At 41.6% G+C, this 22,741-nt stretch carries 16 protein-coding genes; 12 read left to right on the top strand and 4 right to left on the bottom strand.

The genetic code is table 11. The features are described from left to right. The first annotated feature begins 17 nt into the window (after window positions 1-17). The 11 genes from BLW31_RS05785 to BLW31_RS05735 all read left to right on the top strand — a co-directional run bounded on the left by BLW31_RS05785 (window position 18) and on the right by BLW31_RS05735 (window position 16,879). A complete protein-coding gene (locus BLW31_RS05785) occupies window positions 18-569 on the top strand; it encodes an RNA polymerase sigma-70 factor (protein ID WP_010538507.1) in 552 nt (183 codons plus the stop codon). 59 nt (window positions 570-628) lie between these two features. After that, the gene (locus BLW31_RS05780; RefSeq protein WP_010538508.1) at window positions 629-1,615 is read left to right on the top strand and encodes a FecR family protein; all 987 of its coding nucleotides are present in this window, start codon (window positions 629-631) and stop codon (window positions 1,613-1,615) included. A gap of 196 nt (window positions 1,616-1,811) precedes the next feature. Then, window positions 1,812-5,153 carry a TonB-dependent receptor gene (locus BLW31_RS05775; RefSeq protein WP_010538509.1) on the top strand — a complete coding sequence of 1,114 codons (3,342 nt, stop codon included), beginning with the start codon at window positions 1,812-1,814 and terminating at the stop codon, window positions 5,151-5,153. An 18-nt stretch (window positions 5,154-5,171) separates the two neighbouring features. Beyond that, the gene (locus BLW31_RS05770; RefSeq protein ID WP_010538510.1) at window positions 5,172-6,767 is read left to right on the top strand and encodes a RagB/SusD family nutrient uptake outer membrane protein; all 1,596 of its coding nucleotides are present in this window, start codon (window positions 5,172-5,174) and stop codon (window positions 6,765-6,767) included. 74 nt (window positions 6,768-6,841) lie between these two features. Beyond that, window positions 6,842-7,798, top strand: coding sequence for a glycoside hydrolase family 18 (locus BLW31_RS05765; RefSeq protein WP_022301170.1), 957 nt, complete (start codon window positions 6,842-6,844; stop codon window positions 7,796-7,798). Window positions 7,799-7,811: 13 nt separating this feature from the next. Beyond that, window positions 7,812-9,443 (top strand): BT_3987 domain-containing protein, encoded by a 1,632-nt coding sequence (locus BLW31_RS05760; RefSeq protein ID WP_010538512.1) that lies wholly within the window; start codon window positions 7,812-7,814, stop codon window positions 9,441-9,443. Window positions 9,444-9,638: 195 nt separating this feature from the next. Continuing rightward, the gene (locus BLW31_RS05755) at window positions 9,639-10,604 is read left to right on the top strand and encodes a glycosyl hydrolase family 18 protein (protein ID WP_022301173.1); all 966 of its coding nucleotides are present in this window, start codon (window positions 9,639-9,641) and stop codon (window positions 10,602-10,604) included. Window positions 10,605-10,971: 367 nt separating this feature from the next. Next, window positions 10,972-12,225 (top strand): DUF1735 and LamG domain-containing protein, encoded by a 1,254-nt coding sequence (locus tag BLW31_RS05750; protein ID WP_010538514.1) that lies wholly within the window; start codon window positions 10,972-10,974, stop codon window positions 12,223-12,225. Between the two features lie 1,316 nt (window positions 12,226-13,541). Then, entirely contained in the window at window positions 13,542-15,251 is a 1,710-nt protein-coding gene (locus tag BLW31_RS05745) for a hybrid sensor histidine kinase/response regulator transcription factor (protein WP_029425607.1), read from the top strand. 174 nt (window positions 15,252-15,425) lie between these two features. Then, window positions 15,426-16,079 carry a DUF4840 domain-containing protein gene (locus tag BLW31_RS05740; RefSeq protein WP_010538516.1) on the top strand — a complete coding sequence of 218 codons (654 nt, stop codon included), beginning with the start codon at window positions 15,426-15,428 and terminating at the stop codon, window positions 16,077-16,079. 104 nt (window positions 16,080-16,183) lie between these two features. Beyond that, complete coding sequence (locus BLW31_RS05735) at window positions 16,184-16,879, top strand: DNA alkylation repair protein (protein WP_010538517.1); 696 nt, start codon at window positions 16,184-16,186, stop codon at window positions 16,877-16,879. A gap of 82 nt (window positions 16,880-16,961) precedes the next feature. On the opposite strand, the gene BLW31_RS05730 is transcribed toward BLW31_RS05735, so the two are convergent. Genes BLW31_RS05730 through BLW31_RS05715 form a run of 4 tightly spaced genes read right to left on the bottom strand, consistent with a single transcriptional unit; the run spans window position 16,962 to window position 21,329 of the window. Then, complete coding sequence (locus BLW31_RS05730) at window positions 16,962-18,311, bottom strand: ABC transporter substrate-binding protein (RefSeq protein WP_029425608.1); 1,350 nt, start codon at window positions 18,309-18,311, stop codon at window positions 16,962-16,964. Window positions 18,312-18,337: 26 nt separating this feature from the next. Beyond that, window positions 18,338-19,132: an ABC transporter permease gene (locus BLW31_RS05725; protein ID WP_010538519.1), complete on the bottom strand. Its 795-nt coding sequence runs from the start codon at window positions 19,130-19,132 to the stop codon at window positions 18,338-18,340. Further along, the gene (locus BLW31_RS05720; protein WP_010538520.1) at window positions 19,126-19,926 is read right to left on the bottom strand and encodes an ABC transporter permease; all 801 of its coding nucleotides are present in this window, start codon (window positions 19,924-19,926) and stop codon (window positions 19,126-19,128) included. Before BLW31_RS05720 ends, BLW31_RS05725 begins: the two co-directional genes overlap by 7 nt. An 11-nt stretch (window positions 19,927-19,937) precedes the next feature. After that, complete coding sequence (locus tag BLW31_RS05715; protein ID WP_029425609.1) at window positions 19,938-21,329, bottom strand: polyamine ABC transporter ATP-binding protein; 1,392 nt, start codon at window positions 21,327-21,329, stop codon at window positions 19,938-19,940. Window positions 21,330-21,467: 138 nt separating this feature from the next. Here BLW31_RS05715 and BLW31_RS05710 point away from each other — a divergent pair, with 138 nt between their 5' ends. Then, window positions 21,468-22,568, top strand: coding sequence for a redoxin domain-containing protein (locus tag BLW31_RS05710; protein WP_010538522.1), 1,101 nt, complete (start codon window positions 21,468-21,470; stop codon window positions 22,566-22,568). The last annotated feature ends 173 nt before the right edge of the window (window positions 22,569-22,741 follow it).

The following is a 22,741-nucleotide window of genomic DNA, read 5'->3' as shown; positions in this document are numbered from 1 at the left end:
AATAATCTGTTAACCCGATGACCCCAGACCAAGACGAAAGACTTTTAGCGCAACAATTCGAAACAATATTCACGAAGTATTATTCAGTAGTGAAATATTTCGCCCTAATGCTGCTTAAATCCGAAGAAGACGCGAAGGATATTACCCAAGATGTTTTCACCAAACTATGGACTAAGCCTGAATTATGGGCAGAAGTTCCTAATCCGACTCCTTATATCTATACTCTTACTAAAAGTACAACTCTCAATTTTATCAAACACAAAAAAGTAGAATTGGCTTATCAGGAGAAAATTATAGAAAAAACTCTCATCGACGAACTTTTCCAATCAGAAGATACACTCAACCCCATCTATTATAAAGAGGCTCAACTAATCATCAAATTAGTTCTCGAACGTCTCCCGGAACAACGCAGAATGATTTTCGAAATGAGTCGTTTCAAGCATATGAGCAATCTTGAAATAGCCGAGAAACTAAATATTTCGAAACGAACAGTGGAACATCACATCTATTTAACCCTGCTTGAAATGAAAAAAATCATCTTTTTTGCATTTTTTCTGCTACTCCCTTAAGTAAGCTGCCTTAGTTAATTGAAGTATTAATATAACAGTTACAACATTAATACCTCAATATGAAGAATTACTTTCAGAAAATAATAACATTATTCACCGGAAACGACTATCCGGAATCTACTCAGCAAGATTTCTACAAGTGGCTGGTAGACGAAGAGCATACCGTTGAAAAAGATGAAGCACTGCAAAAATTGTGGGATGATGCTCATAAGCGAGGAACCGCAGCCGATATGCAAGAGTCCTATGAACTTTTGAAAAAGAACGCTGGAATTCCTTCCGTACCACGAAAAAGAACAATCCGACCGATTCATATATGGCAGGCTGTTGCGGCGGTTTTATTTATAGTAGCGGCTTCTTCCGTTTACCTTTCTACCATCGGTAAAGATACAGAAGCGAACCTTATTCAACAATATATTCCTACTGCTGAAATAAGGACTCTCACTCTACCCGATGGAACTCAGGTACAGCTGAACTCACAAAGTACACTTTTATATCCGCAAAACTTTACCGGGAAAGATCGTAGTGTATTTTTAATCGGTGAAGCTAACTTTAAAGTCAAACCGGATAAAAGACATCCGTTCATTGTCAAATCCAATGATTTTCAGGTGACAGCATTGGGTACGGAGTTCAATGTTTCAGCCTATCCGGAAAATCCGGTGTTGGCAGCCACATTGATTTCAGGAAGTGTATTGGTAGAGTACAATGATTTAAAATCGCAGGTGATTCTAAAACCGAATGAGCAGCTGGCTTACAATAAAGACACCCGTCGCCATTGCCTGGACAATCCCGACATGAAGGAGGTTACAGCCTGGCAACGCGGAGAACTTGTATTCAGAGAAATGTCCGTCAAAGATATAATTACAGTACTCGAACGTAAATATCCTTATACATTCGAATATCAGCTCAAGAATCTGAAAGAAGACAAGTATAGTTTCCGATTCAAAGACCGGGCACCACTCTCTGAGGTAATGGATATAATAGTGAGTGTAGTAGGTCAAATGGACTATAAGATAAAAGGAGATCACTGTTACTTAATCTCTAAGTAATAAGTATCCCCGGAAAAACGAAATAGTAAAAAACAATATTCAATAACCTTTTTAACCTTTTAAAAGCCCATGTAAAAAAGTATCCGGAACGGAGCCCTAACTCTATCCCGGATATGAAATCAAAATTCTCAATACTAGAGTCTTACTCTACTCAATTACCGTGAAATAATTTAGTTAATAACCTAATACTAAGAAAATGCTACAAATTTATGAATTTATAGTAGATCAAACCGCAAAGGGAAGAAGTTTTTTACTTTTTTTCTGTTTGTTGATGATGCAAGCACCCTCCTTTGCACAAAATAGTGCCAAGATCACGATTCAGAAGAAAAATATATCTATCATCGAGGCACTTAAGGAAGTAGAAAAACAATCCGATTATTCTGTCGGATATAATGATTCGCAACTAAGAAACAAGCCTGTTTTAAATCTTGACCTGAAAGCTGTGGCATTGGAGAATGCCCTTGCACAAATTCTCCGGGGAAGTGGATTTACTTATCAGTTCAAAGATAAGTATATCATGATTATTCCTGACAACAAGCCTAAAGGAATTCCTGCAAAGAAAGTTAGTGGAATAGTAATCGACGAAAATAATGAGCCACTGATCGGAGTGAACATTAAAGTAGAAGGAAGCTCCATAGGCGCAATCACCGATATCGATGGTAATTTCAATATAATGGCTCCTCAAGGCAGCACATTAAGCTTCACTTACGTGGGATATACACCTCAAACTGTGAAAATAACAGATAAAAATATCTACGAAATAAGATTAGTGAGTGACACTAAACAACTGAGCGAAGTAGTAGTCACCGCTCTCGGTATCAAACGCGAACAAAAGGCACTGAGCTACAATGTGCAGCAGGTGAAGGCTGATGCAATTTCTGGTATCAAGGATGCTAATTTCATCAACAGTCTGAACGGAAAAGTAGCCGGTGTCAATATCAATAGTAGTTCCTCCGGTGTGGGTGGAGCAAGTAAAGTCGTGATGCGCGGTACAAAGTCTATCGAACAGAGCAGCAATGCACTATACGTTATCGATGGTATTCCTATGTTCAATTTTGGCGGTGGAGGTGGAACGGAATTTGATTCTCGTGGTAAGTCCGAAAGCATTGCAGACCTGAACCCGGATGATATAGAAAGCATATCCGTACTGACAGGTGCCGCTGCAGCCGCTCTCTATGGTAGCAATGCAGCCAATGGCGCCATCGTTATCACTACAAAACGAGGACAAGTGGGAAAACTACAAGTATCTGTCAACAGTAATACTGAGTTCTCTAAACCATTCGTACTTCCTCAGTTCCAGAATCGCTATGGGACAGGCAGCCGAGGCAAGACAGGTGGTACCACCACTTTAAGCTGGGGACCATTGTTGAACGAGGCTTCACGTACCGGATTCGAGCCTAAGGATTTCTTCGACACCGGATTGATATTCACTAACTCTGTTACTCTTTCTACCGGAACGGAGAAAAATCAGACTTTCTTTTCGGCTGCATCCGTAAATTCTCAAGGTATAGTCCCCAATAACCGTTACAATCGTTTTAACTTTACATTCCGCAATACGACAAGTTTCCTGAATGACCGGATGAAACTTGATGTAGGCGCCAGCTATATTATTCAAAACGATCGTAACATGACCAACCAGGGCGTATATTCCAACCCAATTGTACCCGTCTACCTGTTTCCACGTAGTGACGATTTCAGTCTTATCAAAGTATTTGAACGTTGGGATCCGGCACGTAAAATCAATACGATGTTTTGGCCGCAAGGTGAAGGGGATCTTCGTATGCAAAACCCATACTGGATTGCATATCGCAATTTACGCCTCAACCAAAAAAAACGTTATATGCTCTCCGCACAGTTAAGTTATGATATCACCGACTGGTTAAACATTGCAGGTCGTGTGCGTATAGACAATTCTCACACTAAGTATGAACAGAAACTGTATGCCAGTTCAAATGCGACCATAACCGAAGAGAGCACACAGGGACATTATACCATTGCCAAACCTGATGAAACTCAAACATACGCCGATGTACTTGCCAATATCAACAAGCGTTTCGGTGACTACTCATTAGTAGCAAACGTGGGAGCCAGTATTGTAAACAATAAATTTGAAGAATTAAGTTATCGTGGTCCGATACGTGAAAAGGGAATCCCTAACGTATTCAACGTCTTCGACCTTGACAATGCCAAGAAGAAAGCACGTCAGGACGAATGGCAGGAACAAACGCAATCCATCTTTGCCAGTGTAGAAGTCGGTTGGAAAAGCATGCTCTATCTGACTCTGACCGGACGTAACGACTGGGCATCGCAACTCGCCAATTCATCCACTTCTTCGTTCTTCTACCCCTCGGTAGGACTTTCGGGCGTTATCTCCGAAATGATACAGATGCCAAGTTTCATTGACTACATGAAAGTACGTGGTTCGTTCAGTTCCGTCGGTATGCCTTATCCGCGCAACCTAACTTCTCCAACTTATGAATATAATGAAGCCACCCAAAGTTGGAAGCCCAAGACTCACTATCCTATCGGTGATCTGAAACCGGAACGTACCGATTCATGGGAAGTCGGTTTGGACATGAAACTTTTCAAGGACTTTAATCTCGGCCTGTCATGGTACCTGGCCAATACATTCAACCAAACGTTCGACCCTCAAATTTCCGTATCATCCGGTTACACTACCATTTATCTTCAGACAGGTTATGTACGTAACACAGGACTGGAACTTTCATTGGGTTACGGACATACCTGGAATAACAACTTCCGTTGGGACAGTAACTTCACCCTTAGCCATAACAAAAATAAAATTAAAGAACTAGTAAGAGATTACGTACATCCCGAGACAGGTGAACTTATAAACAAAGACCGACTGGATGTAGGCGGACTTGGAAAGGCACGCTTTATTCTGAAGGAAGGCGGCACATTGGGCGACCTCTATACTCAGTCCGATCTGAAACGTGATGATAATGGTATGGTGGATATCGACCCCACCGGCATAGTAGCTATAGAAAATAATCTGCCGGACATCAAGTTGGGTAGTGTATTTCCAAAAGCCAATTTGGCATGGAGCAATCACTTCTCATGGAAAGGTATAAGCTTAAGCGCTCTCTTTACGGCACGTATCGGTGGCATTGTCTACTCTGCCACAGAAGCAGCCATGGACCAGTACGGTGTATCTGAACGTTCGGCTTTGGCACGCGATAATGGCGGTGTACTGGTAAATAACCGCACACTTGTCGATGCGCAAAACTATTATACAACGATTGGCAGTGAAAGCGGACTGCCTCAATACTACACCTACAACGCCACCAACGTGCGTCTGCAAGAAGCAAGCATCGGATACCTTATCCCGCGCAAGTGGCTGGGAAACGTGTGTGATATCCAAGTATCTGTAATAGGTCGTAATTTATGGATGATTTACAATAAAGCTCCTTTCGATCCCGAATCAGTAGCCACAACGGACAACTATTATCAGGGAATCGACTACTTCATGTTGCCAAGTACCCGTAACATTGGTTTCAATGTAAAAATTAACTTTTAACGAACTAAATCAACTATTATGAAACAAGTGACATCTATCCTGAAGATGTTCTTCTTTGCTCTACTACTTATTGGCGGAACGGCCTGTACAAGTAACTTTGCCGACATCAACCGCAAAGATTACGAAGTGGACAAGAATGAACTGGGACGTGAAAACTATAATTTAGGGGCTACGCTAAGAGGTCTACAGGGGCTTGTCGTTCCCGTCAAAGAGCATCTTTATCAATTTATTGAAGCGCTGGCTGCCGGTCCGTATGCCGGATACTTCGGAGCCACTAACCCGTGGACAACCAAATTTGAAACATATAATCCGTCTGTGGATTGGCAGGACAAAACATTTTCCGACGTTTTCACCGAAACTTATCCGCTCTACCGTGACCTGCGCGACCAAAGCGATGATCCTGTCGCATTGGCATTATCCAAATTACTGCGCGTAGCTATTATGCACCGTATGACAGATATGTATGGACCTATCCCCTATAGCAAGATAGTAGACGAACAAGGCGGAATATCACTCTCTGTGCCATATGACTCCCAAGCAGACGTTTATAAACAAATGTTGAAAGAACTGGACGAAGTGGATGTTGTATTGAAAGAGAATCTAAACCTGGGGACTGAAGCTTTCCGTAAATTCGATGATGTTTATTACGGTGATATGAATAAATGGCACAAATATACCAACTCCCTGAAACTGCGCATGGCTATCCGCATGTCTTACGTTGATCCTGCCACTGCCCAACAAGTTGCCGAAGCTGCTGTATCCGCAGGTGTCATTACCTCGAACGCAGATAACGCCTGGCTGACAGTAGAAGAGAATCGTGCTTCTATGATTTTCAATGGTTGGAATGACCACCGTGTGGGTGCCGATATTATTTCTTATATGAATGGTTACAACGACCCTCGCCGGCCAAAGATGTTCACCACCGTAAAATTGGACGAAAGGGTAGGCGGCCAAAATGTAAAAGTTGACGGTTATGCAGGTATCCGCATCGGTATCGACGTAGCCAATAAGGACGAAGTGAAAGACCGTTATAGCAAACCCGTCATCGCTACCGAAAGTCCCTATTTATGGATGAACGCCGCCGAAATCACTTTCCTGCGTGCAGAAGGTGCCTTACGGGGATGGAATATGGGTGGAGATGCCAAGTCTTTGTACGAACAGGCCATTACACTTTCCTTCGACCAATACGGACTAACCGGCGCCGATGCTTATGTTGCCGACTCTCAAAACAAACCGCAAGCGTATACCGATCCTATGCGTACCTATTCTGTCGCAGCTCCAGCCAGCACCATTACTATTGCCTGGCAAGATGGCGACGATAAGTTTGAAGCCAATTTGGAACGTATAATCACTCAAAAGTGGATTGCAATGTTCCCCTGCACAGTAGAAGCATGGAGCGAATACCGCCGTACGGGTTACCCCAAACTGCTACCGGTAGTTGTAAATAACAGTGGCGGTGTCATCAACGACAAAGTTATTAAGATTCGCCGTTTGTGGTATCCACCGCGTGAGTATTCCAACAACCAGTATATCACAGAAGCTGTAAAGATGTTGGGTGGAGACGATAACGGAGCTACTCCCTTATGGTGGGATAAAAAACCGCGTACTCCGTAACCGTCCACATTCAGAAGGACAATTGCCCGACTATAATAATGAAGAAAGAACTAAAAATATATACATCAAACGATATGAAAATAAAAATATCAATCACCAGGTTATACACCGGATTATTCCTGTTGCTGGCTCTCCTGTCAATTGCCTCATGTAACGACTGGAAAGATATAGAATCCGTAGATATTGCCCCTCAAAACGCCAAAGATCAGAATCCCGAACTTTGGGCGCGTTATATGGAATCGCTGCGTGTCTACAAGCAAGAACGTCCGCATTACATCACATACAGCAGTTTCGATAATGGTGCCGAAGAGTCTAAGAATGAAGGTGCGTATCTTCGTTCATTGCCTGATTCACTGGATATAGTCACGTTAGCTAATTCAGAAAACATCAGCACTTATGACCGCGAAGACATCCCCTTATTACAGGAGAAAAGTACAAAAGTACTTTACCGTGTAGACTACGCTTCACAAGCGGCTATTCTTTCCGATGCAGCTAAACTGGGGGCTTTTCTCGACAAAGCTATCGCTACAGCGACCGAACTGAATCTGAATGGTTTTGCCTTTACGGGCATGCCACTCTATAGTGGTACGGAAGCGGAACTGGCCGCACGCAAAGAAGCTGCAAAGTTGATTGTTTCCAGACTCTCTGCAGCAGCTAGTGGTGACAAATTACTGGTATTGGATGGCGACCCCGCATTTGTGGAAACTTCCGATATCGAAAAACTAGACTATATAGTACTGAACACTGTTGATATAACTAATGTCACCACCTTGAAACTACTGGTCACAGGACTGCTTGACAACCAATCATTACCTAAAGAGAAGCTGCTATTAGCTGCAAAAATCAATAACCAAATAATCGACGAAACCAATGTGAAACAAGATGCCGTAACCGTTATGACTGAACGCGTAGTTTCACTAGGCCCTCTTGGAGGACTAGCCATTTTTGCCACAGGTGACGATTATTATCAAACAAAAATGCATTATGCAATCACCAGGACAGCTATACAATTGATGAATCCGTCAAACTAAAAAATATACTGTTATGAAAAAATATACAATCAAACATCTCCTGTTCTTGTTGCTACTAATAGTAATGGCAGGATGTACCGAAGATCCTATTTCAATGGCAGCAGGCAAGTTGCCCGATGAAGTGGCGATGAGTAAGATAGGGGGAATATTGTACAGTGAAAAATCATTGACCAATAAACTGGCTATCAGACTATCCAAAGACGAAACTTCCGCTACCGACGCCATTTACTACACCCTGACACAACCGGCTGCAAGCGCAGTCACAGTAACCGCGATAGCCGATGAAAAGCTTGTGGACATTTATAATGAAACGAATCTGACCAGTCTGAAAGCATTACCTGCAGCCAATGTACAATTCGAAAAGGGAGGTACACTTACTATTGCTGCCGGAAAACAAGTATCAGAAAAAATAAAGGTTACAATCTTGACACAGGGATTAGAAGCCGAAACAACATATCTACTTCCACTCACCATAGTGCAAGCACCAACAGATGTACAGGCTCAAAACGAAAAACAGGTGCTCTATTATGGAGTAAGTATCAGAGAGAAGCTTACGACTATTTATCCATACAATCCCCAAATGCCAACAGCAATGCCGCCGATGCTACCCGATTTATTTGCTGTATTTTATGTTAATACGGAAAACTACCAACCATTGATAGCCGATGTATATGGAATCAATAAAACAAATACAGAAGATTGGTCTGAAACATTATATACGATTGGCGACATCGTCAATCTAAGAATTGTAACTGTAGATTACGATTCTGCAACCAAACGTGCGTTACTCAACCTAAGCAGCGATATACGCTACGTACTTGAAAATGCAGACAAATATATCCGCCGACTCCAAGAACACGGTCGCAAAGTCTGCATCTGTATCGAAGGAGGTGGAAAAGGATTGGGATTCTGTAATATGAGTGACGCACAGATAGCTGATTTCAGTAACCAAGTAAAAGATGTGATAGAGCTTTATCAACTAGACGGAGTGAATCTTTGGGATAGAGACAGCGGTTATGGCAAAGAAGGCATGCCTGCAATAAATACTACTTCCTACCCCAAGTTGATTAAAGCACTACATGAAGTCCTGCCTGATGACAAGTTACTCACTTTGGTAGACAAAGACAAACCTACCGAATACTTCTACGATGTCAATGCATGTGGCGGAATCAAAGTAGGCGAATACATTGATTACGCATGGCACGGATATGTGAGCGAAGAAGAAGAAGTACAAATCATCGAACCATGGGAATCCGAACAGTCTTACAGCAAATATACCCGTAGACCTATTGCAGGATTAGCACCCGAATATTATGGAAAGGTAAATATTCCCCGTTATTATACCGGAACAGCCCAACTTGGAAATGACTCTTCCAAGAAACTTGTGATGTGGAAAAAAGAAAAAGAGAGAGACAATAACATACTTGTATTTGGAAATGACCTCATCGCCAATGAACAAAACCAATATGAAGGTGCTATGCTTGGCACAATTTTCCAAATAGGTTTTTTTATGAATGACGGTAAAATATGGGGAACATTGCCATGGGGACCTGAGGGATTTGTAAATGGAGATTATATGTATGATAGTCAGTATTTATACTATATGCTCAATCAAACATATAATGTATACGCCAAAGACTGGTAAAAACAAAAAATAAAAATGTCAAGAGAACATCGGAAAATAAATGAGAACCAAGAGTATGTGTTGATGTCTGAGTGTTAAAAAAGACAGTAAGAAAGGAGGTAAAATAGTACATCTCCGAAATCTACAGTTATTTTCTATATCAATGTTATTTGACTGTTTCCTGAATTTAATATGAACATCTAAAATTTTAAAAAGATGAAAACATTAAATCGTATTTTCTTAATGATTGTAGCTATGGCTGCAAGCTTCGTTGTTGCAAGTTGCAGCAATGATAACACCGTAAATGAAGCACAGGATGCTTCTCAAGATATTACCACACGCGCTGTAGGCACAAAGACACCTAAATTCACCGCTTATATCGAAACAAACGATATAAACCCGTTGAATGCAGGTGAGTACTACTTCACCGGCACGAATCCTCACGAAGAGGTGATTGATCATGTGATTCTGTTCGCTTCCAATATACGTGGAACCGCATCATCAGTGCAACTGTATCACAACCCTAACCAAACTTATATTCTGAACAATATCAACACATTAGTGAAGCCGTTACAGAATAAAGGAATTAAGGTGTTACTCGGATTGCTCGGCGACCACACGGGAGTCGGATTTGCTAATCTTACTAATAAAAATATAGCTGCGGGAGATTCACTACTCAATGATTTCGCATATCAAGTAGCCAACTGTGTCACAACCTATGGTTTGGACGGTGTGGATTTCGATGATGAATATGCCGAATATGGAAAGATATCCGGTACTCCCACACCAAGTACCAACAACTTTGGTCTGCTCATTCAGAAAGTGCGTGAGTTGTTACCGGACAAGTTGATTACAGCATTTGATTACGGTGGTTATACAGGTTTTAACCAGACTACCATGAATGCTATCAGTTACATGTGGCCGAACTTCGGTTGCAGTTCTAATCCGCCTTCAGGACTTCCAAAGAGCAAATGGGCAAAACTGTCATTGCACTATACCAGTGGTTGGCCAACTTGTGATCAAATCCAGAATTGTGCAAGCAGCTATAACGGATATGGTGCCGTTATGTCGTTCAATCTCCGCAATTATGATTGTTCAGGAACTATGAATTGTTTCGCTCCGTATGTATGGGGAGGAAGGACAGTAAGCTATACCGGTACTTCATATTCGAAGAACTACTAATTAAGGTGTAATACAATCTGGCGCAATGCCTCTTTAAAAGTATGCTAAAGCAGGCATTGCGTCGGATAAAGAAAAAGAACTGGGAGTGTTGCATAAGAAACAACACTCTTACAGGAACACTCCCAGTCTTTTCTTCATATTATATAAGCAATCAAAAGAATATTTTGCCATAAAGATAAAAAGCGTAACACCTGTTTTTTCGAGAAAAAGCATAAACTTAGATAATAAATATACCGGCCAATGACCCAAACTATAAAATCTAAAGTCTCATAAAAGTCCAAGGACTATAAAAAAAGAATCAATAAAGAACGAAATTAATATCACCATATATAAAGAATTAATCTAATTACTAAAAAACAAGAATCGCATGAAAACAAAAAGAATCTTTCGAAACGCTTTGTCGACTGCCTCTTTTGCAGGCATCACCTTAGCCACGTTGCTATCGGCAGTGAGTTGCGACAACAAAGACTACAACAATGCCTCTCCTTTCGACAATGTTGTCTACATTGACGCTGCCGAATTGCAAGATGTTAGCAACTTTACTTTCAACCGGACAATTGCAGACGGAAAGAAAGAAATCTCGGCTGTACTCGCATTTCCTACAGATGCAGATATCAATGTTAATTTCAAAGCAGAGCCGTCACTCGCTGACATTTACAACGCCCGCCTCGGAACCAAGTTTACAGTACTTGACTCCAGGCATTACAAATTTTCGGCAGAACAAGTCGTTATCCCAAAGGGTGAAATCACCTCGAAACCTATCACCATTGATTTCTCATCTCTCACCGACCTGGAAATTGACGCAGGCTATTTGTTACCTGTCACCATCGACCAAGCTTCAAATGGAATGAGTATTCTAGGAGGCTCCAGAACAATCTGTTACGTGATACGCCGTTCCAGTGCCATAACTACCGCTGCCAGCTTAAAAGATAACTACTTCGAAGTGCCCGGTTTTGATTTCGGAAGTCCTACTGCTTCAGTTGTGAACAATATGGCACAATTGACATTTGAAGCCATTATCCGTGTGAACAAGTTTGAAAGAGATATTTCCACTATCATGGGTATAGAACAATACTGTTTGTTCCGCATCGGAGATGCCGGTTTCCCACGTCAACAATTACAATTCTCAAGTCCCGGTGATGTAAAATTCCCCAATCCAAGTAACAACAAACTGCTGCAGGCAAATGAGTGGTATCATGTAGCTGTGACCTACGATACAGAACATAAAACTGCTATTATGTATGTAGATGGCAAGGAACAGAGTCGCATCGAAGATTATGGTAACGGTACACCGATCAATCTGGGTAAACAAGAACGTGAGAAACAGGCCTACATGTTCAAGATAGGTCACTCTTATGATGAACCTGATGTATTTCTCCGCCAACTTGATGGTGAAATTTGCGAGGCACGTATTTGGAACGTAGCCCGTACACAAGAAGAAATCTATCAGAATATGTACAGTGTAGAGCCTACCACACCCGGTTTGTGTGCTTATTGGAAATTTAATGAAGGAGAAGGCGATAAAGCGATAGATCAAACAGGCAATGGTAATGATGCAATAGCCCATTCTAAAGTTATGTGGCCGGACGGTATCGAAGTAACACAGAAAAACAAAGAATAAACAATTCTGAGAAATTCGTGTACCATTCTCTAATAAAATAATATACGGGCTTTATTTAATTGATCATCCTCCGGAAGCTATTTACTCTTCCAACGCTCATATAATTAACTGGTGGGAAAGTAATGGGCTAAAAAAAGAGAAGTAGCAACCGAGGATTATCAGATGAATGCTGTGACATTTTTGTATCTAATCTAATTATTATAAGGGGAGAAACAAAAATATCACAGCACTACTAATCAATACTTTAGCCCTCAAAAAGCATACTTTTTTCTATAAGTTTACAAAAAACATCTATATACTTTTCACCTTTTTTCCAACCTAAACTGCACTTTTTCTTCGCATCCCCTATCCAATCATAAAGAGACTATGAAGTTACAGTTGAGCAACCGGACAGACAGACCTGTGCTACAACCCGGTTACTGTTGTGCATCCCAATAGATATACAACTGTAACAGGATAAAACATAAACACTAGACCATTAATAGATAACCAAAACTCTTTAATTCATACAGTAGAATACTTCAAATGAACCTGATAAATATAGGAAAACATGCACAGCATTATACCTATTTATCAAGTATACTTTTTAGAACGACCTCACTAAAATCTACTTTATCGGCACTCACCGCCAATTTGCAAACAAAGGGTTCAATAGTAGCTTCGGTCCTACTGCCTTCTATTTTAACACTATTTTAATTACAGGTATACCATTCATTACGATTACCCATATTTTTCATAGAACAATAAATATAACATTGTATTAAAAATATACAAGTTTTTCATCCCTTTTATCGTAAATATAACACCAAAAGTGATAAGTATTCATTTTTAATCAAATATTATATCAATTTTTTATAACTAAGGCGTATCTTTACCTCATTAAAGCAAGCAATACCTTATTATAAAAAAATGCGTATATATTATCCTATTACCTACAAATGAGAAAATCTAAATTGGTACTTAATGGAAAATATTCCAAAAGTACCCAACACAAGACAAGACCACCTCCTGTCCTACCATATTTCGAATAAACTATTCAACATATATAATCAATAAAAAACAATCAAATAATTATTGTTACTTGGAGGAAAATCACCATTCCTTTAGAAAGAGTTTAAGCATTAGAATTAAAACTCTACATATATACTACACATTCCCATTATCAACCTTCAAAGAACAACTAATTTTGAGATCATGTTATTTGAACTTATTGATATACAATCATAAGACTATAATACTGTGCATTTTTCGTTTTAAACTCAGACAGGAGGAATAGACCGGTTTCACCAAGTGACGTTACTATAAAACAAATAAATATGAGATATTTAATTATAACGTCATTATCCGCTTCCATATTCACAGCTATAACTACTCAAAATGAATTATTCTCAATTTTATTTTCGGTAGCAGGAGTGTTTTTATTGTATTGGTTCGTATTCCATACATCTACCATGAAGAAAGAAATCGCTTTCTTAAAAGAAGAAAATCAATACTTTATAGATTCTTTCCAGAATATCCGTACTCCGGTCACATCACTTCACACTCCGCTGAAGTCAGCCTGCAACAATGATTGTCCTGACAGTATCAAAAAGGATCTGTCATTGGCCATCCGCAACATAGATTGCCTCAACGAACATTTAGCCAGGCTAATGGATATGAAACAACTATTCATCTATTCCAAAAGAATGAATTTTGCAGAATATGAACTAGGAAATTTCCTTAATAGCAGAATTTCTTCTCTACAAGATCATGCGACAAGTAAACAGGTAAAATTAGAAATCCGGACGGAGTTTAAATATGCCAGCGTATGGATAGATAAAAGTAAAATTTCTCCCGTTATTGAGAAGTTTATCAAGAATGCAATAGATCATTCTGAGGCATCAAAAAACATTACTTTAAATGCATCTTTATGCAACAAATATTGGGAAATCAGCACTACTCATACCGAAAGCAGCAATCTGATGAAGTGTTACAAATGTTCTACAAAGCATCTTCTTAAACAGAAAACGGAATCCAGATATCATTTCGCCAAAAGCACTCTATGCAAAAGGCTGATTGAGCTATGTAACGGAGAAATACTGATTAACCATTCATGCCAGACTATCGCATTACGCTTTCCTGTGAAATGTTTATGTGAGAACGCATCCGGGCACACTTTTGTTCACATCGAAAAGAATGTGGAAGAGGAAAAGACCGATGCTTTATTCCACAAAGGTACGCAGAAAAGAAGTTCGTCCCGACCGGTCGTAGTTTTGGCGGATAGTAATGACGATTTCAGGTTCTATCTGGAAACATGTCTGTCGGAGAAATATATAGTAAGAAGCTTTAATAATGGACAGGAAGCATTGGCGTGTATAAAAAAAGAACATCCGGACCTGCTGATATGTGACACAGTGCTGCATGGAATGGGTGGTGATGAACTTTCTTCAAGATTGAAGACTTCTAAAGAGACATCGATCATACCGGTTATTCTTTACGGATCGCATATCGATGTGGATCAACGCAACAAAAGGGAAGCTTCATTAGCAGATACATTTATGCACACCCCCTTTCACGTGGAAGATTTAAAGATAGAGATTTCCGTTCTTATCAGAAACAGCCGCCTTTTGAGAAAAGCATTCCTCCACAAAGTGTTCGGAGAACAATTCTTGAAGGTACAGTCTGCCGAGACCGGCATGGAGACTCTTGAAGATGTCAGGAAGTCACTGATTGATGAAGCAAAAGATTATGTTCTGGAGCGCATAGAGAAGGAAAACCTGACAATAGATGAAATAGCTTCACACCTGGGAATGAGCAGAACCAAATTCTATAACAAATGGAAGTCACTGACCGGTGAAGCTCCCAACGTCTTCATCGAAGCCATTCGCATGGAGAAAGCACATGAGTTATTGGAAAGCGGAAAGTATCCGGTCAGCATAATACCGGAAATGATTGGGCTGAAAGATCTGAAAAACTTCCGCAACAGGTATAAAGAATACTTCGGAATTACTCCAAGAGAGTCAATCAGAAAAAAATATTCTGAATAAAACAGACATTTAAAAACAGGTCTGAAGGTACTCCGGCACGATTTAGACGGAGAAACCGGCGGGAGTACCTTTTTCTTTTTTATTTTCATGATGCAGTATTCCGTGATTCCCGGTATTTACTCTATGTACGTACACCTTAATTTTGAGAATTAATAATCTAATTTGTTTAACAGTATGAAAACTTTAACTGAAATGAAAAAAGTATGTTGTCTTGGTCGTTTTGTTTTATTGGTAATGGCGTTGGGGCTGGCAAGCACCTTTAGTTCCTGTAGCAGTGATGATGACGAAAGTATTCCGGTATATTCCATCAAAGATGTAGAAGGAACCTACTCCGGTAAAATGCAGACAACATCTGTTGCTCCCCTGGAAAGTACAGGGAATGAAACGGAGGAAGGAGTCGCCGTAAATGCCGAATTGAAAGATAACCATATTTTAATCAGCAAATTTCCGGTAGATGGTCTGATCAAAAGCATTATCACAGATCCGGAGGCTGCCGAAGCCATCATTAAAGCTGTGGGAGATATAGAATACAAAATCCCTTATCAGGCAGCTTTCAACGACAACAAAGATAACATCTTGCTTCAACTTTCACCTGAACCTTTAGTATTGGAAATCGCAATGGAGCAGCCGTCAGTAAAAGCAGAAGGAGAAGAAGAGACTCCCAAACTCACCGTGAAAGTAACAATCAAAGCAGACGAGAAAGGCAAATACGCTTACGAAGGACAGAAACTAACGTTTGCTATTCAGGCAACGGAAGTTACGGTAAACGAAGAAGCATTTGATACATTTCCGGCTACCACATTTTCTTTTGATATGACTAAGAAATAGGGTGACTGCTTCATTATTTATAGAATAAAAGACAAAAGAGAGTGTGGCTGCATAAAGAAACCACACTCTTTTTTTATATTTGCATAAATAATAAATCTACTCTAATGACAACAACAGAAAACGTCCGAAACGAGCTGAAAACGCTGGAAGACCCTACATACAGGGAATTTCATTCTTCTTTAATTCCCGGTGCCGATAATATTCTCGGCGTACGTATCCCGCAACTCAGAACAATGGCTAAAGAAATAGCCAAGAAAGAAGACTGGCGCACGTTCGTCGAAGCAACCGATACACTGTATTACGAAGAGACAATGCTACAGGGAATGGTGATCGGACGTGCCAAGATGGAACCGGAAGAACGAATCAAATACATTCGCCTCTTCGTCCCGCGAATCAATAACTGGGCTGTATGCGACATTTTCTCCGGCGAACTGAAGACAGCGGCACGGAAAGGAAAAGAAACGATATGGCAGTTTGTCCAGCCTTATCTGGAATCAAAAGAAGAGTATCAGCTCCGGTTCGGAATCGTGATGCTGTTTCATTATGTAGATGAGGAGCATATCGATTCATTGCTGGCATATGCCGACCGATTTACACACGGGGCCTACTATGCACGTATGGCAATGGCATGGATGATATCCATCTGCTTCATTAAATTTCCGGATAAAACAATGAAGTATCTCCAACAGAGCAGGCTGGATAACTGGACCTACAATAAATCATTGCAGAAAATCATTGAATCTCTGCGTGTAGACAAAGAGACGAAAGACATCATCCGTTCCATGAAAAGAGCAGGATAAAAAAACGGTGGATGACAAACGATGCCCGGTTCCAACCGTATCATCCGTTTATCATCCACCGCTTACTACCGGGTGTTTTAGCTTACCGCTTCACATTCTTTTTTCTCTTTCTTCTGCTTCTGCGGTTCTGTTGTTTCCGACGATTGTAACGCTGCCATCTCTTATAAATCATCCACCCGCTCATCAAGGCTACCACTACAAAAATCAGAATAGTAATACCTACCCCCAGATTGTCTCCTTTTATGCGCGACCAGATATCCAGCACTTCTTTGGTTTTATCTCCGAAGTCACGAATCATAGCGCAACGTTCCACTACTTTACGGTCGGGATATTGAATCTTGTCAATCTGTATGCTGTCGGCATCCGGGCCAAAGAAATAACTCAAATCGGCGTAATAATCCAAAGTCGTATCTACTTTCTCCTCCAGAATCTCCGGAGTAGCGATAGAACTCACATATCCGCAGAAGTCCATATTCCGTAACGCAATGTCCGGACGGCACATAAAGTTGATAAAGTAACTGGCAGCCACCGGATTCTTCGCATATTTAGGAATCACCCAGCCATCATACCAGATATTACTTCCTTCTTTCGGAACTACATAATCAAGATCTACTCCCACCGCATTCGCCTCTTCAATTGCCCAGATCGCATCACCGCTCCAAGTCATGTTCAGCCATGCTTTATTCTTCGTCATCATCTCTTTGCCGAAGTCCGCTTCCCATCCGGCAATATTCGGCTTCATCGCTTTCAGATACTTCTCGGCCACCTCCATAGCACGCGGCGAATAGTCGTTCATCAGGTCCTCCACCGTCATGGTTCCCTCTTCCAGCTCTTTGGCATGGGCATAGATAACGGCTGTTCCGTAGGCATCCCGGTAACTGTCTTTCATCAGAATCTTGCCTGCATATTTCTTGTCCCAGAGGCATTCCCAAGAGGAAGCATCGGAATCGGGAACAAACGCCCGATTATACAGGATTCCCGCCGTTCCCCACATATAGCAGACCGCATAGCGGCTCGCTTCTTCACCCGGCTGACTCAGCTTATTAATCTGTTCACGGATAAACGGCGCCACATTGTTCATGTAGTTGGGAGAATGGGCAAAAGTGGTGTCAATGGGCAGCAGCAGATGCTTTTTCAGCATTCGCTCAATGATATATTCCGACGGACAAACCACATCAAAATCCTCATGCCCCTTTTCGATCTTCGTCAACATGATCTCGTTGATATCAAATGTCTGATAAACGATGCGGATATTTTCGCCTGTCTGTTCTTTATAGTATGCCTGAAAGTCTTCGAGTACCCCCTCGCCTATATAATCTGCCCAGTTATAGATTTTAAGGACTTTCTCGCGTGGCTCACCGGAATTGTAACAACTGCTCAGAGAACCGGCCAGGACCAGTAAAAACAGGATAACAGAAACTATTCTTTTCATTTTATTTACGTAGCAGCACATGTTCATTAATCTTTCTTCTTCGTTTTTCCGGCACGGTAATTAATCACTATGAGCAATGCCAGCACCACCACAAAAATAATAGCGGACAGCGGACGGAGCTCCGGAGTCAGACCTCCTTTGCGGGCATCGGCATAAATATAGGTGGAAAGTGTTTCCAGCCCTTGATTGCCGATCGTAAATACAGTGACGGCAAAATCATCGATTGACAGCGTCAGAGCAAGCATAAAACCGCTGATCATTCCCGGACGAATCTCCGGAATGATCACTTTCCGCAATGCCTGCATAGGAGTGGCTCCCAAGTCGAGGGCAGCTTCATAAATGTTCGGATTCATCTGTTTCAGACGTGGCAGCACGCTTAATACGACGTAGGGAGTACAAAAGGTGATGTGCGCCAGTACTACCGTCGTATATCCTTGCGTGATTCCCAAAGATACGAATAAAAGGAAAAGCGATATACCGGTTATAATATCACCGTTCAGAATAGGAATACTGTTCACAAAGCCAATCGCCTTGCGCGAACGTGCCTTTAAATTAAAGATACCGATAGCGGCAATGCTGCCCAGCAAGGTAGATGCAGTGGCAGCCAGCAACGCGATGGTAATGGTATTGATCAGGGCGTTCATCAGAGAGTGATGGGCACCTGTATTAAAAAGCGATGAATAAAGTCTGGTGGAAAATCCGGTCCAGTTACCTAATACTTTGGCTTCGGTAAAGGAATAGATCACAATAATCACAATAGGGGAATACAGCAACAACAGCAATATCCACAAGTAAGCCTGCGCGAATATCTTCTTTACCATAAGCCTCCTCCTTCGTTAGTATTGTCCTTATCATCGGTGCTGAACAGCGAAGTAGCAGCTATCAGCAACAACATGATCAGCGAAAGCGCCGCTCCATAGTTCCACATACTGTTATTGATATTTTCCTGAATGGTAGTACCAAACAACTTGATGTTGTTCATCGTCAACAGCTCGGCAATGGCGAATGTCGAAATGGTCGGCATAAACACCATCATGATACCGCTCATCACTCCCGGCATGGAAAGCGGAAGAACTGCCTTGAAAAAGACTTGTACCGGATTGGCTCCCAAATCCTGTGCCGCCTCAATATAGCTATGATCCATCTTCTGCAAAGTATTATAAATGGGATAGATCATAAAAGGAATAAAGTTGTAGACCATACCGAATATCAACGCCCCTTCTCCCAGCGGAACGCTGAAGAAATCGAACAAGGCGACAGTGGCAAGGGTACGCACCAGTATATTCACCCACATAGGCAGAATAAACAGTACAACCATCGTTTTGGAACGGTTCAACTTGCTGTTGCTTAATATCCAGGCTGCGGGATATCCCAGCAGGATACAGATAAGAGTAGTAATAATGGCAATACCTATGGAATAGACGAAGGTATTGATGGCTTCGGGATGTTCGAAGAACTTTTGAAAATTAGCGAGTGTCAGATGGCCGTTATCATCGGTAAACGCATACACGACAATCAGAAGCAACGGTATGACCACAAAGATCGCCGAGAAAATAATGTAAGGAAGAGTCCAGCTCTTACGTGATGACAAAAATACTATAAACTTCTTATTCACTTCCTTTCCTGTTAATCGGTTATTTTAATTACACGAATCGCATCCGGAGGGATAGTAATACCCACACGGTCTCCGTCATCCCAGACATCATTCGTATCTACAAACACATTCTCGTCCCAGTCAGACCATACGGTCAGATGGTAGTGATCTCCTTTATAAAGGATGAACTTCACTTCTCCCGTCAACGTACCGTCTTCTTCGTTATCCTGAAGGATCACTTTATCAAAGTCCACTTCTACCTTGACATCTGCTCCGGATTCCAGACCTTCCACAGAAGCACATTCGAACGTACAGCCCAGAAACTCTACATGAGTAGCATCCTGCAACTTACCTTCAAACGTATTGCATACACGTTCTTTCTTCATGATATGAATATCGAACGGTTTCACCAGCAGACCGACCTCTGCACCGACTTCGAAATGATGATAATCCTGAACCAGAAATTCATATCCACCGCAAAGCACGGTCATTTCGTAGTGCACTCCTTTGAAGATCGAAGTCTGTACCACACCGGTCAGCTGTGCCATATCCGAAACCGGAAAGATATAAAGGTCTTCCGGTCGGATCACTACGTCCACCGGAGTATTTTCGCCAAAGCCTTCGTCCACACATTCAAATTCCGTACCGCAGAAGCGTACCAGTTTATCATGAATCATCGTTCCGTTGAGAATATTACTCTCTCCGATAAAATCAGCCACAAATGAATTGATCGGCTCATTGTAGATATCAATCGGCGTACCGATCTGCTGAATCTTTCCTTCACTCATCACAACGATTGTATCACTCAACGTCAGTGCCTCCTCCTGATCATGAGTCACGTACACGAAGGTAATGCCCAGAGATTTATGCATTTCTTTCAATTCCATCTGCATATCCTTACGCATTTTCAGGTCAAGCGCAGCCAATGGTTCGTCGAGCAGTAACACTTCCGGCTCATTGACAATCGCCCGGGCAATAGCTACACGCTGCTGCTGGCCACCGGAAAGAGAATCGACATCCCGATACTCGTAATCTGTCATACCAACCATCTTCAAAGCGGCTTTCACCTTCTTGCCGATCGTCTGTTTCGGCGTCTTTTTCAGCTTCAGCCCAAAAGCAATATTGTCGTATACATTCAAATGCGGGAACAGAGCATATTTCTGGAATACCGTGTTCACCGGACGTTTGTGGGGAGGAGTCTGTGTGATTTCCTTACCCGAAATTCGGATTTCGCCTTCCGAAGCTGTCTGAAAACCGGCAATGAGACGCAACAATGTCGTTTTTCCGCAACCGGAAGGACCGAGAATCGTTACAAACTCGCCCTTTTTCACGTTCAGAGTTACATCATCCAATGCTGTCTTGTCGCCAAAAAACTTCGAGACATGGCTAACCTCAATGATGGATTTGTCTTCTTGCATATTCATACTAAAGTTTGGGCTGCAAAGGTACACATTTCTGCGATTTCCACCTACGTGTTAATCTAATATAACAGTGTTTTTCGATGGCAGACAGAAAAAAAATCTATCTTTGCATAAATATTTATTCACTAATTTTACAAAAGCATGAAAAAGTTAACTTATTTAGTTATTGCGACGGCAGCGTTGGGGATGGTAGCTTGTACCGGAAACAAAGCCGGATACATTATCACAGGTACAGTAGAAGGCGCCACCGACGGCGACACTGTTTACCTTCAGGAAGCAACAGGCAGAAATCTTACTAAACTAGATACCGCAGTCATCTCTAAAGGTACTTTTACCTTTGAAGGCACGCAGGATTCTGTAGTAAACCGTTATGTCACTTGCGAAGTAAACGGAGAACCGCTTATGATTGATTTCTTCCTCGAAAACGGTAAAATAAACATTGCTCTGACAAAGGATAATGATTCTGCAACCGGTACTTCAAACAATGACGCTTACCAGGCTATCAGAACTCAAATCAATGATATCAGCAAAAAGATGAACGCCATCTACGAAGCGATGGGCGACTCTTCTTTAAGTGACGAGCAGAAAGAAGCCAAACAAAAAGAAGGTGCACAGCTGGAAGAAGAATACGATAAAGTAATCAAAGAAGGAGTACAGAAAAACATCACCAACCCGGTAGGTGTATTCTTGTTCAAACAGACTTTCTACAATAACTCTACTGAAGAGAATGCTGCTTTGTTGGAACAAATCCCGGCTAATTTCCAAAATGACGAAACAATCGTAAAAGTTAAGGAACAGACTGAAAAACAAAAGAAGACTGCCGTAGGTACTAAGTTCATTGACTTCGAAATGCAGACTCCGGAAGGTAAAACTGTGAAACTGTCTGATTACGCAGGCAAAGGCAAAGTGGTACTGGTTGACTTCTGGGCTAGCTGGTGTGGTCCTTGCCGTCGTGAAATGCCTAATCTTGTAGAAGCTTACGCTCAATACAAAGGCAAAAACTTCGAAATCGTTGGCGTATCGCTCGACCAGGACGGTGCCGCATGGAAAGAATCGATCAAAAAACTGAATATGACTTGGCCGCAAATGTCCGACCTGAAATTCTGGCAAAGCGAAGGTGCACAGCTTTATGCAGTAAACAGCATTCCTCACACTGTGCTGATTGACGGCGACGGCACTATCATTGCCCGTGGTCTTCACGGAGAAGGTCTGCAAGCTAAGTTAGCGGAAGTAATCAAATAAATGAAGCTGATAAGAGACTTCACCTGATGAAGTAACAATTGTGCCATACCGTTGTCACACTTGTGCCACCGTGTTGGCACAGTTATGCCACGCCGTTGGCACAGTTGTGCCAATAGGATGGCACAACATCCGACAAGGTATCTTATTCTTGTTAACGCAGTAGGTTAATCTGA

Source organism: Bacteroides faecis MAJ27, from assembly GCF_900106755.1.
Taxonomy (GTDB): Bacteria; Bacteroidota; Bacteroidia; order Bacteroidales; family Bacteroidaceae; genus Bacteroides; species Bacteroides faecis.
Note: the sequence above shows the minus strand (reverse complement) of the source record. Positions and strands in the feature narration are given on the sequence as shown.